This is a genomic window from Methylophaga sp. UBA2689 (assembly GCA_002354555.1).
In the GTDB taxonomy this organism is placed as follows: domain Bacteria; phylum Pseudomonadota; class Gammaproteobacteria; order Nitrosococcales; family Methylophagaceae; genus Methylophaga.
Genome location: DELT01000076.1, coordinates 1 through 12,723 on the forward strand (window position 1 = coordinate 1; position 12,723 = coordinate 12,723).

Genomic DNA, 12,723 nt, shown 5'->3' on the forward strand with positions numbered 1-12,723 from the left:
TGCCCAGGTATATGCGACGATTGGGTAGGCCGATTCTCCCTCAGGATCAGCAATGGATGAAACGACTTGCTCTGCTTCTGAATAAAATTCATCGACGAGTCCGATATCTCCCGTCTCATCATTGGGCAGAACAAATTTTCCGCTTTTGTTTTCCAGACTTGCGACCTTTAAGCCAAGGCGCTGAGCAAAGCCGAATTCAACGTAGCCGATACTATTGTTGGTAATTGCCAGGCGTTGAGATACACCTTCATTGCCTTTTGCTTCCATTGTTTTTCCGGGCCAGTCCAGTTTTTTTGTTGCGCCAATTGTTGTTTTCCAGGCTGGGCTAACCGTCGACAGATGATTGGTAAACGCGAAGGTTGTCCCACTGCTATCGGAGCGTGCAATGACCTGTATAGCGCTGTCAGGTAAATTGATATCAGGATTCGCTTCAAGGATTCGTGGATCATTCCAGCGGGTGATTTCACCAAGAAAGATATCTGTATACACATCTCTTGGAAGTTTGAGTGTGTCAGCCAAACCTTCTACGTTATAAGCAATACTGATCATGCCGGAGGTGACGACGATTTCTTCGAAATTCTCATTTAAGCGAGATGCTTCCTTTTCATTAATTGGCGCATCGGTTGTCCCGATATCTGCATCACCCGTTATAAACTGCTCAATACCTGCACCACTGCCTATCGAATGGTAGCGAAACTTTGTGCCCTGCTCATAGGTTTGCAACACTTTTTCAAAGAAAGGGGACGCGAAGGTCGAGCCTGCAATGATTATTTCAGAACGGTTGTCATTAATTTCTGAGATTTCCGCAGGGTCATTGTTGGAGTCGCAGGCTGTAAGGCTGAGTGACACTAGCGTAACTGCAAAATAGATAATGGATGTAATCAAACGATTCATTGTATTTCCCTTTAACATCAATAGTTTCATGCTGTTTATCTGGTTCAGCTAACGTTTAGCATGTACTGGGAATATACATATCTATTATTACATATATATGTCAAACCATATATTTTAGAATGCTGATATATCTTGATGCGCTCAAGTAGATAGCAAACCCACAGTTTGCTTATCGTGATGAGTCAGAAAGAGGTAGTGCGGTAAGAGGTATTTGGAAAATGCTGAAGCTAATTGCCTATTGAGAATTCATCAAATAACTGAACTTCAGATGCAGGATCAGCGGTATCGAAAACATAGCTTTTTACCGTGGCTGTGCCAGTATCCAGAATCGAAAAAGTGGTCAGTTGATTACTTGAGACAAAGGGTAAATTCGCAAAGGTTTTATCCAGTAGATGCATTGGACTGAAAAGGCTGGGGTGGATCATTTGCCGTCCATGAGGATCGCCATTGGCAGCGTAATTCGCCGGATCCCATCGTGAGTTTTCTGAATTCAACTCTATCCAGAAGTTGGCTTTGCTGTTGCGATTGTTATGTTGATATGTGCCGGTTGGATCGTTGTAATAGGCCCCTAGCGTATTCCCGACATTGGAGGTTTCCAGATAATGCATATTGCCGACTTTCGTGCGGTTCCATAAGTGTGAATGGCCTATTTGCACCAGATCTACGCCATGTTTAACTAATAACGGTTCAATATCTCTGAGCCAGATATCATCGTTGAGTGGATATTGATAACGAATTTCACGGATGTTGGGCAGCTTAGGCAATACGGTGTTTTGCCAATCTTGCGGGCTGATGGGAAATGTCAGCTCGGTCAGTGTTTCGATATTGTTTTCATCTGTCTCTACCAGTTGCATCAATGGATTTGCCAGCACCGGTACAACATTATCGCCCAGTCCAAAGACGCCTTGATGAGCGAGCACTACTTTGTATTTGGCTTGTTTAAATGCTTCCGATTGCAACACTGATTCCAGCCATTGGTATTGCTGTGAGTGGGCATCAAAACGCTCGAACATAAATTCGCCAAAGCCCCATGCCTCAGGAGTTTGCAACTCGGATAAGGCTTCTACAAACATACTGCGATGCTGACCGCTTACATTCCACGAACGCCAAATCCGCGAAACATTCATTGAGATCAGAAACACATCGCCAAATGCCATGGCGTAATATTCTTTGCCTCTCGGGCCATCCTCCGGGAAGGAAAAAATCTCCAGATAGGTTTGCTGATTATGGGAGTTATCCAGAAGCCATTGGGCTTTGATCTGTGGATCATTATCAGGATTGATTTGCTGTTTTATCTGCTCATAGGCGATTTCGGCATACCAGCGTGGTTGCGGATCATTAAAACTGTTATTCATTCGGTGATCTGGTTGCTGGGGGAGAAAACGCCCCATCACTTCATGATTACCGATAGCGGCAAATAGCGGGGTGTGTTGCAAAATTTCACCGCCGTTGTAGACCGAGTCGGGTTTGAGTTGTTGATAGCGTCCCTGCAGCGTCGGGAAAAAGGGCGGCGCGCCATCTTCGATCTGATCAAACCATTCCGATGCACGATCGGGAATATTGACCAGATCGCCAGCAAAGAAAACCGCATCGGGCACACCAATAGTTTCCACTACTTTCTGATAGTTAGCGGGAGAATTGGTTTTGGATTGCAGATCCGAGGTGAGCAAAATTTTCAGTGGTGTATTTTTCTCTGGCAACGGCGTAAGACTATAGCTGTCACTGAGAAGAATCTGTCCCTCATATGTTGTGCTTTTCACCTGATAATTCAGGCGCACACCGGCAGTTAATGATGTTGCTGTCGCTTCATGACGATAAACCTTTCTCAAGGTGAGAGTTTGATAATCCCTGCCGGGTTGGGATGAATCCGCATCCTCAAACATGCTGGTCATCGTGGTGGTTGTGGCTTCAGCAATCAGTCCATCACCATAGTGCAGTTGATGGCTTTGCCCTGCAAAGTTGGTAAACCAGACCACATTGACTGAATCTAGTGTGGGCAGTTGGAGAAAGGGGTCACTCAGAAACTGACCATTTTCTTCAATGCTTTCCGGTACTTTTTTGACCACTGCTACTCCTGACGCATTAAAACCAGATAAAAAAATAAAACCTATGAAGATAAAACACAATTGCGTTAGCTTTGTCATCAACATGCTGCACGCTCTCAGATAGAGTGTAAGTGAATTTTTCTATCTAGTATCGGTAAAGCTTGTTACCAAAGGATGATCATGGGGTTTGCCAGACTAAGATTTTTTGGACAGATGTTTCCGGCTCACACGGTCGTCAAGTATCATCTTTTGACAATAAAGTCGTCATGGGCGATGCAGTTCAGATGGATTTGAAATGGATAGCTATACCAAGTTAAAGGGAGCGTTGCCAAATGAAATTGTTTATTGCTGACAGGCCAGCACATCGCAGCCGACACCTGGGGTTATGGATACTGAGTGTGTTGGTTATTGTGCTGGTGGGCATGGGCTTTTATCACGTCTACAAACCGCTGCCACCGGGAGTGGATTTTTCTGGGCCGGAACGCTCTGCCACCGAGGTGCAGTTTTTGGCTGACAGAACGTTTATCAAAGCGAATGGCGAACGCTATACCGATCAACAAATATTCGATGCCGTTTTTGAGATGATTGCTGGTGCCCGCCGGTTTGTGCTGGTGGATATGTTTTTATTCAATGATTTTCAGGGCCAGCTGACGGAGACACATCGACCCTTATCTGACGAACTGACTGACGCTCTGATTGCCCAGAAGAAGCGTTATCCGGCGCTTGATATACAGGTTATTTCCGATCCACTGAATACGCTTTATGGTGGACGCCCTTCCCCACATTTTGCCCAACTTGAAGCTGCCGGTATTTCTGTCACGTTGACTGATCTGACCAGTTTGCGTGACAGTAATCCGGCATATTCTGCCTTCTGGCGTCTGTTTATTCAGCCCTTTGGCAACAGTGAGGGTGAACTGTTGCCTAATCCATTTGGGGAAGGGCGGGTTTCGCTGCGTAGCTATCTTGCCATGCTTAACTTCAAAGCGAACCATCGCAAACTGATCATTGCCGATGATGGGACGCAACTGTCAGCATTGGTTACTTCTGCTAATCCTCATGATGGCAGCAGTGCTCACGGTAATGTGGCGTTGCGGTTTAATGGGGCCGCAGCCTGGGATCTGTTTGAAAGCGAAGCAGCGGTGCTAAAGTTTTCGGATGCCCCAGTTCCGATACCTGAAATAGAACAGATATCAGAATCGAGCAGTAACGGTCTTACCGTTCAGGTGATCACCGAACGCTCGGTGGAGCGAGCCTCACTCGAGATGATTGATGGAGCCAGGCCTGGCGATAAATTGGACATGGCGATGTTCTATCTGTCTGACCGCGACATAATAAAAGCACTGAAGCGCGCGGCAGAGCGCGGTGTGAGCTTGCGGGTTCTGCTGGATCCCAATAAAGATGCCTTTGGTCGGAAGAAAAATGGTGTACCGAATCGACCTGTGGCCCATGAATTAGTCGATGCGGGCATCACGGTACGCTGGTGTGATACACATGGTGAGCAATGCCACGCCAAATGGTTGATGCATCGCGGAGCCGATGAGCAAAGTACCATGTTGCTTGGATCCACCAATTTAACCCGCCGCAACCTACATAACCTCAATCTGGAAACCAATGTGATCCTGCGTGGATCTGCTGGAGCTGAACCTTTACAGCGCGGCCGGGATTGGTTTGAAGAGCGCTGGAACAACAGGGATAAGCGAAATTACAGCGTAGATTATGCCCAATATGCCGATGAACGACTCTGGCCGCGCATGCTCTATCGCATTATGGAAGCCACTGGTATTAGTACGTTTTAAGTTCGTTTATTGGAACAAACGAACTGTCTCGGCTTTTTTAAAAGGGTGCTAACACCAATCAAAGTTTGTGAAGCAGACTACAGCTTCTTCTATGCCTTAAACTGCAGCACACCAAGGGCTCTCGGATGGAGTGCAGCTCAATTTTTCTATCGAGTATTGGTAAAGCGTATTGTCAAAAAATGATTACAGAAGGATTTTGATCAGGTGTAAGTTGAAAACACAGGCAAATTTACATCCTTAAAAAGACTACCGCTAGACCGGCAGATAATGATAATAACATCGGTATCAGTACGCGGATGCCAACTCCACGGGTGCCAATGCTGAGAGCCAGACCTGCTTTGAAAAGATTATTGACCATGGCGGCGATAATAATTGCCAGCACCGCGGTGGTTGCCGTTAAATCCTCACGAGCCATGCGGGTCAGAGATAAGGTAATGGCATCGACATCGGTCAGTCCGGAAATAGCGGCCAGCAGATAGACTCCTGCCTCGCCCATCATATTTTTCATCCATTCGCCGAGCAATAAAATTACTACCAGTAACAAGCCAAAAAGCAGAGCAGCGCGGAGTTCCAAGGGATTCTGTCCTTTAGGCTGACTCACGTTACCTGAGCCGGAGTGTTGCCACCATATCAATGCAGCTGAGCCATAAAGCAGGCTACCCATAACAATGACAGGTATCAGCAACTCTTTCAGCAACGGTGGATAAATAAGTGCTGCATAAAGCAGAATACGGGGGAACATGGTGCCACAAGCAATAAGGATTCCTGCGGCCAGAAGTGGGCTTAACTGACTTGAGTCTGCCTGTTTTGAAAGACGTGAAAAATGTAGTGTGAGCGCGGTCGATGAGCTGAGTCCTGCAAACAGGCTGGTAAACATGATGCCACGTGCCGATCCACCGAAACGCATAGCAAAATAACCGATGAAACCAATTGCAGCGATAAGCACCACCAGCCACCAGATTTCCCTGGGATTGAGCACGTCGCCCGGCCCAAAACCCTCGTTTGGTAATAAGGGCAGCACCACCACGGAAATCAGCAGAAGTTTCAGTCCTGCGTCCAGTTCATTGGCTTCCAGAGTCTTCAGAAAACGATGAATAGACTCTTTGTTATCAAGAATCGTTGCGGTCACAACGGCAGCGGCAGCCGCGATAACAGGTTGTCCGGCAACCACCAGCGCACCAAAGCAAAACGTCAGCACCTGCCCCACCCAACTGGTAATGCTGAAATCTTGCTGTTGCCGGTTTTGCATCAAAAATCCGGCAAGTCCGGCCAATGCAACCATCACCAACAATATTGCAGGTACCCAGTTACCCAATTCGCGGCCGAGTTGAACGGACAGCCCACCAAGCAAACCAAGGAGTGCGTGTGTGCGAATTCCTGCGACGCGCTGTCCTGCTGCTTTATCTCGGGTGAGCCAACCACGTTGTAATCCAATTAAGGCTCCCAGAGCCAGAGCGATACCGAGAGCAAAAAGATCCTGGCTGACTGGGCCGAGAAAATCACTCAGTTGGTACATTAGGATAATTCCTGATTAATGACTGACAAACATTATAAGCATCAGCTGGTCCTTTTTAGGAAGCATTGTAATAACAATTAACAGTAGTTAAAGATCAACGAGCCAAATAAAATTATGATCATGGAGTGCTTAAATCAAGAGCCTTAAAATTGATTTAACGCAGATGATTTGTCACTTTAAATCATCTTCTCCCTGTGCTTCACTTATTAAGCGACAACCTGATAAACCAAAAGGAGACGTTATGGATATCGACTTTACCGGTGAATATTTGGTTAATGATCAAGATGTGACGTTTTATGCCATCGTCAATAATCAGACGGTTGCATGTATTGTTTCTACAGCGGCCCTGGTTGAATTGGCCGACCCGGATGATGAGATGGATGCTGAATCGGTGTTTCTGGATCATCAATATAAATTTGAAGAGATTGCTGAGGGATTAATCCTCAACCATAAAGTGGTGGATGGCGAGTTACATATCGATCGGGGTGAGTTGTAATCATCCATTTTAACCATCACTGGCTCGGGGATTATTCGTTTTGAAACAATCTGCTTATTGCCAAGATGATGATGCGGTTGCATTGCTGAATGAGGTTCGTGGTTGTCGACTTTGTGCTGATAAGTTGCCGGTTGAACCACGGCCCGTTTTGCAATTTCATCCTGCTGCACGGATTTTGATTGCCGGGCAGGCTCCTGGCCGAAAAGTACATGAAACCGGTATTGCGTTTGATGATGCAAGCGGTAATAGATTGCGATCCTGGCTTGACATTTCTCGGGATGTGTTCTACGACGAACAGCAGGTCGCTATTCTGCCAATGGGGTTTTGCTATCCGGGAACCGGCAAGTCAGGTGATTTACCACCCCGACCGGAATGTGCTCCGACATGGCGTGACGATTTGCTGTCCAAGCTGGAAAATATTCAACTGACATTGGTGATTGGCCAATATGCTCAGGCTTATCATTTTGCTGATAATAAAGCCTCACTTACCGAAAAAGTCTTAGCGTGGCATGAACTCTGGCCCCACGTCGTGCCTTTGCCACACCCTAGTCCGCGCAATAATCGCTGGTTGAAAAACAATCCATGGTTTGAACAAACGTTATTACCAGATTTACGTCATCGAGTAGCCGAAGTGTTATCAGAATCGCAAGGAGTTACATAAGCTGATCTTGGGGGAAAGGCAAAACGACATAATCGAATGTTATATAGTGAGATAAACAGACCCTAGAAACAATGAATTTGCAGATGTGCTGTCTGCATGTTCCGGTCTTATAAGAGGTAAAGATGATGAAATCGCTACCAGACAATGTTGTTGCATATAAACGCACGCCGGAATTTGATGAGAGCTCTATCCCCACTGGTTTACTGAACAATCACCAAACCAAGGAGGGCGTATGGGGAAAGATTGTGGTTGTAAGTGGAAAATTGCTTTATACCATTCAGGAACCATTCGAAGAAATCCTGTTGGATTCAGATAAATATGGTGTGGTAGAACCCACTGTTTTGCATCAGGTAAAACCGATTGGGCATGTCGATTTTTTTGTCGAGTTTTACCAGTAATGAGTATTACAAGCCCTGAGCCATCCGGCAGATTTCAGGTGTATTAAATTGGAGAGTACAAAATGAAAATATTGGCATTAGTGGTAAGTCTGTCAGCGGCATTAGTCCTCACCGGCTGTGCGGTTAAAACTTCCGGTGTTAAAAAAGTTGGCCCTGATACCTATACGGTTTCAGCTGACCATCTGAATGCATCCACGGCAAAAGCTTCTGTTCTCGAACAAGCTGGGGAGTATTGTGCTAATCAGGGAAAAGAGCTACTTGTCACTAAAACCCTGAAGCGGCAACAGGTGAAATATTTTTATGATGTAACTTTCCTGTGTCTGGATGAAGGTGATCCAAGGTTAGTAAGTCCGGAATACGAAACAACGGTTGAGCCGAGATAACAGGGGCAATAATCACAGAATAAACCCGGCTGGTCGATATGAACTGTCGGGTTTTATTTTTAAAGTGAACATTCATACTGGTTCATGCCAACGGTAGTAATCTCTGCAGCTTTCTTCTATGGTTATTTAACAATACATTTTCTGTTGTTACTGCCCTAGCTCCCTCGCTTGATATTCCCTTTTTTCATCGGAGTAATGATATGCCGATAAAACCCATAACCGTTGCTTGTTGGCTTTTGGTATATATGGTGATTGCCTTATTGCCAATGATGATAGCAATGGGTATAGAGCGTCCTGCCCCACGAAATTTGCTGGTGGAAATGGGGGCTATGCTGGGCTTACTTGGACTTGGCATGCTGGCGACTCAATTGATCATTACGGGTCGACACCGCTGGTTTGCTGGTGGCGTTGGGCAGGATAATCTGCTGCAGTTTCATCGGCGTACCGGTATTGCCGCCTGGTTATTTATCCTGTCACATCCGGTGTTATTGATGATTGGGGATCGTCAGTTTGTTACCTGGCTGGATCCCACAGAAGGCTGGTTACGCGCCAGCGGTGTGATTGCACTGGCTCTGGCAGTTACTGTATTAGTGATTAGTTCGTTATGGCGAAAAGAGTTGGGATTGCAATATGAAACCTGGCGAACCCTGCACGCAAGTTTGTCGTTATTTGTGGTTGCTGGCGGGTTGGGCCATGCTTTAATGGGGAAACATCACACTGATGGTTTATTAACCCAGGTGTTGTTGATTGCTGTGATAGCGATTCCGTTATTTTTGTTGCTGGAAACCCGCTTATGGCGACCCTATCAATTACAGAAACGGCCGTGGAGAGTGGTGGAGTCGGAAGAAACCCGAGCCGATTCAACCGATCTGATTCTGGTGGCAGACGGGCATCCGGGGATGAATTTTAAGCCTGGCCAATTTGCCTGGCTGACTTATGGAGATTCACCGTTTTCCATTCAACAACATCCGTTTTCGATAGCTTCCAGTTCTAGTAACCCCGGCCATCTGGAATTTGTGATCAAGGAAGCTGGCGACTTTACGAATTATCTTTCAAAGGCCAAACCGGGTGATAAGGCATTTCTGGAGGGGCCTTATGGCGTATTCACTATGGATCCCAAAGCCCAACGCCGTGCAGTGTTTATCGTCGGAGGCATTGGGATTACCCCCATACTGTCAATGATTCGCAGCAGGCTGGATCAACATAACGAATGTCCGATGTGGCTGATTTATGCCAACAAGTCTGAAGAAGAAATCATCATGCGAAATACTTTGGAAGCATTTACCGAAAAGCTGCCGCTGCAAGTTATTCATGTGCTTTCTGACCCATCAGAAGATTGGATGGGTGAATCAGGTTATGTGGACGGAGATTTGCTGGATGATTATTTGCCTGAAGATGCAGAGGATATTGATTACTTTGTTTGTGGACCGCCGCCAATGATGGATCTGGTGGAACCGGAATTACAGAAACGTTGTGTACATTCTCGCCGTCTCTATTCCGAACGTTTCAATCTGGTGTGAGGATATAACGATGTTACATATTTATGCACGTCGAATTGGAAGTGTCATTTCAGTGGTTTTATTACTGATTGCTTTTACCGTAGCCTGGTTGTTTGCAGGTTGAAACAGTTAATGGAGATTTATAATGATCGTAACGTTTAGCACCAAGGCTTATGCAGATATCACTATGTTTGGTGATGTCGCCAAAGATATGTTGAAAATTATGGGACATAGCGGCACCATTCCAGGCGCTTTTCAGCCGCAGGACTTGCCATCGGCTTTATCGAATCTGCAAAAAGCGGTTGATTCCAGTAAAGCAGCTGAGCAGGACCCCAAAGATGGTGAATTTAAACCGGGTTTGTCGCAAAGAGCATTACCGTTAATTAATCTGTTAAACGCAGCAATTGATGCCAATGCCGATGTGATGTGGGACGGTAAATAAAACTATTCACAATTTACGGAATAACCCACCGAAGGCTACAGAACAGCCGAAATGAATAAGATGGATTTTGTGCGGTATGATTAACCTTTATTCGATGTAACGATTGGCTCTAAATTGGCCATCAGACTGAGGGAGTCATATCGTGGAACCGGCTTATTTTATTTATGCTTTTGCAGGTGGATTGCTGGCGATGATTTTACGCCTGCCACCACTGGCAGGATTTCTTGCCGCCGGTTTTTTACTCAACTATTCGGGTTATGAGCTAACGCCAACTCTTGAGGCCATTGCCAGTCTTGGTGTCACCTTATTATTGTTTACCATTGGACTTAAGCTCAATATTCGCACCTTATTGCAAGCTGAAGTATGGGGTGTTGCAAGCTTGCATATCACCCTCTCAAGTCTGTTATTTGTAGGAATCCTTGGCCTGCTTAAGTTCGGCGGTATTTTGCTGATGCAATCTACTGACTGGACAGCTGTATTGATTCTGGCTTTTGCCTTGTCATTCTCCAGTACAGTGTTTGCCGTTAAAGTCCTCGAAGAGCGCAGTGAAACCCAATCGTTTTATGGCCGTGTAGCGATTGGTATTCTAATCATGCAGGATATTTTTGCGGTTATTTTTCTCTCTGCCACTACGGGAACGCTGCCGTCAGTTTGGGCATTAGGTTTGTTTTTATTGATTCCGGCCGCTCCCTTTTTACGACAATTACTGGATCGCCTTGGGCATGGCGAAATGCAGGTATTGTTCGGCTTTGTGCTGGCACTGGTGATAGGTTATAAGCTGTTTGAAATGGTGGGTTTAAAAGGTGATTTGGGCGCATTGATTATGGGTGTTTTGCTGGCACCGCATAAAACTTCAGCCAATCTGGCGCGGTCTTTATTTAATATTAAAGAGTTGTTTCTGGTCGGCTTTTTTCTGTCGATTGGTCTGACCGCTTTACCCAGTTGGGAGCATATTGGACTGGCGCTGTTATTGTTAGTGCTGTTACCGCTGAAAACCTTGTTGTTTGTGATGATGTTTCCACGGTTTAGGTTACGCATTCGTACCTCGGTGTTAACCTCACTTACGCTGACCAATTATTCGGAATTTGGTCTGATTGTAGCTGCATTGGCTATGTCTGAAGGCTGGCTAAGCAATGATTGGCTGGTGATCCTTTCATTATCCGTTGCCATGAGCTTTGTAATTTCAGCAATTTTGAATAACTACAATGAACGGATGTATCAGCTAAGCAAAGGCCTGTTAACAGAAGTGCCAACTGACCGTTTACATTTGCATGATAAACCAATTGAATTGAATTCAACCCAAGTGGTTATTTTGGGTATGGGTAAGATAGGTCGTGGTGCGTATCAACGATTAGAACAAAAATACGGATTGAAAGTACTCGGTGTTGATAATGATCAAAATAAAGTCAGTCGATTAAATGAGGCGTTCTGGATTGTTGAAGGCGATGCTGTTGACTCCGACTTTTGGAATAAATTGCTGATGAGTGATCAGATACAACTTGTGGTGCTGGCAATGCCGCATCATGCTGGTAATGTGTACGCCCTTAAACAATTGAGAGGACGTGACTTTAAAGGCCATGTTGCAGCCATTGTAGAGTATCCCGATGAAGTTGAACGCCTGAAAAATCTCGGTGCTGATGAAGTATTTGAAGTCTATGAAGGCGCAGGTTTATCGCTGGCTGATCAGGCAATGCAGAAGATTGAGATTAAAGACTGATTTGGACTTTTGGGCTGCTTAAAAGCAGCCCTGCCATATTAAAGATTTTATCTATTTCCAATTTGACCGTTTGGCTTGCTGAAGTTTCTCATAACCTGCCAATAACGCATTATGCCGTTCAAACCCTTCAAGGCTAAGGCCAGGGCAATGCAGATTGTGGAACAGTTTTTCGCCTTCAACGATTTGAATACCGTCATCAACGTTTTGTTGTCCATACATTAATGCCAGACCTTTGGTGTATTCAGCATAATCACGTTCATCATCCCATTTGATTTCCAGCAGTGCCTTAAGGCAACGGTAAAATAAAATATTTTGCTCACTGGCCTGATCCAAAGCCAGACACCAGTCAATCCAGTCTATCGCTTCTTCATCTTCCAGGGCCAGATAGAGCATGGCTTTGAGTTCGCCAAGACGAATATCTGCCCATAAAGTGCCGGGATCTGCGGCCAGCCCGATAAACGGTGCGATGGGGGTCTGATCGTTATAACCGCCTTCATCCAGGCGATCCAGAATATCTTGCCATTGTTCCGGGTCACCATCTTTCAGGGTCAGGAAATCCTCGCGGAATAATGCGCCTTCATTATTGTTTTCCCATACCAGTTCATCGACCGGATAAATATCCGACATGCCCGGCACCAGAATACGGCAGGCGTATACATCAAGGTGATTGTAATCGGCAATGTAAATATCAAAACCAAGTTCATGGATTTTGTCTGTCAGGAATTTGAATTCATCAGCTGTGGCGTCATCATAATCCCAGTCAAAGAAATCAAAATCCGGTGTTTCCCGGAAAAAATCGTTGGAAATATAACCACTGGAATCAATAAAATGCATTTCCAGATTGGCGGATGAGGCGACTTCATCGAGATCAAATGT

Annotated in this window: 12 protein-coding genes; 8 read left to right on the forward strand and 4 right to left on the reverse strand. The window is 45.5% G+C overall.

All coding sequences use genetic code 11. The features are described from left to right. Together pstS and B3M51_RS09000 are read right to left on the reverse strand one after the other, a co-directional pair. Positions 1–894: phosphate ABC transporter substrate-binding protein PstS (gene pstS / locus B3M51_RS08995; protein WP_292758451.1), on the reverse strand; the 894-nt coding region annotated here is incomplete at its 3' end. A 227-nt stretch (positions 895–1,121) separates the two neighbouring features. After that, the gene (locus B3M51_RS09000; RefSeq protein WP_292758453.1) at positions 1,122–2,960 is read right to left on the reverse strand and encodes a fibronectin type III domain-containing protein; all 1,839 of its coding nucleotides are present in this window, start codon (positions 2,958–2,960) and stop codon (positions 1,122–1,124) included. A gap of 311 nt (positions 2,961–3,271) precedes the next feature. On the opposite strand from B3M51_RS09000, the gene B3M51_RS09005 reads away from it, so the two are divergent. After that, on the forward strand, positions 3,272–4,735 hold the full coding sequence (locus tag B3M51_RS09005; protein WP_292758455.1) for a phospholipase D family protein: 1,464 nt from the start codon (positions 3,272–3,274) through the stop codon (positions 4,733–4,735). Between the two features lie 229 nt (positions 4,736–4,964). On the opposite strand, the gene B3M51_RS09010 is transcribed toward B3M51_RS09005, so the two are convergent. Then, the gene (locus B3M51_RS09010) at positions 4,965–6,251 is read right to left on the reverse strand and encodes an MgtC/SapB family protein (protein ID WP_292482712.1); all 1,287 of its coding nucleotides are present in this window, start codon (positions 6,249–6,251) and stop codon (positions 4,965–4,967) included. A 241-nt stretch (positions 6,252–6,492) separates the two neighbouring features. Between B3M51_RS09010 and B3M51_RS09015 the strand changes: the two genes are divergently transcribed. The 7 genes from B3M51_RS09015 to B3M51_RS09045 all read left to right on the forward strand — a co-directional run bounded on the left by B3M51_RS09015 (position 6,493) and on the right by B3M51_RS09045 (position 11,847). After that, positions 6,493–6,747 carry a DUF1488 family protein gene (locus B3M51_RS09015; RefSeq protein WP_292482711.1) on the forward strand — a complete coding sequence of 85 codons (255 nt, stop codon included), beginning with the start codon at positions 6,493–6,495 and terminating at the stop codon, positions 6,745–6,747. Between the two features lie 40 nt (positions 6,748–6,787). Continuing rightward, complete coding sequence (locus B3M51_RS09020) at positions 6,788–7,408, forward strand: uracil-DNA glycosylase family protein (RefSeq protein WP_292482709.1); 621 nt, start codon at positions 6,788–6,790, stop codon at positions 7,406–7,408. 122 nt (positions 7,409–7,530) lie between these two features. Next, the gene (locus B3M51_RS09025; RefSeq protein ID WP_292482707.1) at positions 7,531–7,806 is read left to right on the forward strand and encodes a DUF1971 domain-containing protein; all 276 of its coding nucleotides are present in this window, start codon (positions 7,531–7,533) and stop codon (positions 7,804–7,806) included. 62 nt (positions 7,807–7,868) lie between these two features. Then, positions 7,869–8,189, forward strand: a complete 321-nt coding sequence (locus B3M51_RS09030; RefSeq protein WP_292482705.1) for a hypothetical protein — start codon at positions 7,869–7,871, stop codon at positions 8,187–8,189. Between the two features lie 200 nt (positions 8,190–8,389). Further along, complete coding sequence (locus tag B3M51_RS09035; RefSeq protein ID WP_292482703.1) at positions 8,390–9,709, forward strand: ferredoxin reductase family protein; 1,320 nt, start codon at positions 8,390–8,392, stop codon at positions 9,707–9,709. A gap of 124 nt (positions 9,710–9,833) precedes the next feature. After that, positions 9,834–10,130, forward strand: a complete 297-nt coding sequence (locus B3M51_RS09040; protein WP_292482701.1) for a DUF1840 domain-containing protein — start codon at positions 9,834–9,836, stop codon at positions 10,128–10,130. A gap of 142 nt (positions 10,131–10,272) precedes the next feature. Then, positions 10,273–11,847, forward strand: a complete 1,575-nt coding sequence (locus B3M51_RS09045; RefSeq protein WP_292482699.1) for a cation:proton antiporter family protein — start codon at positions 10,273–10,275, stop codon at positions 11,845–11,847. 51 nt (positions 11,848–11,898) lie between these two features. On the opposite strand, the gene B3M51_RS09050 is transcribed toward B3M51_RS09045, so the two are convergent. Continuing rightward, positions 11,899–12,723: YcaO-like family protein (locus tag B3M51_RS09050; protein ID WP_292758459.1), on the reverse strand; the 825-nt coding region annotated here is incomplete at its 5' end.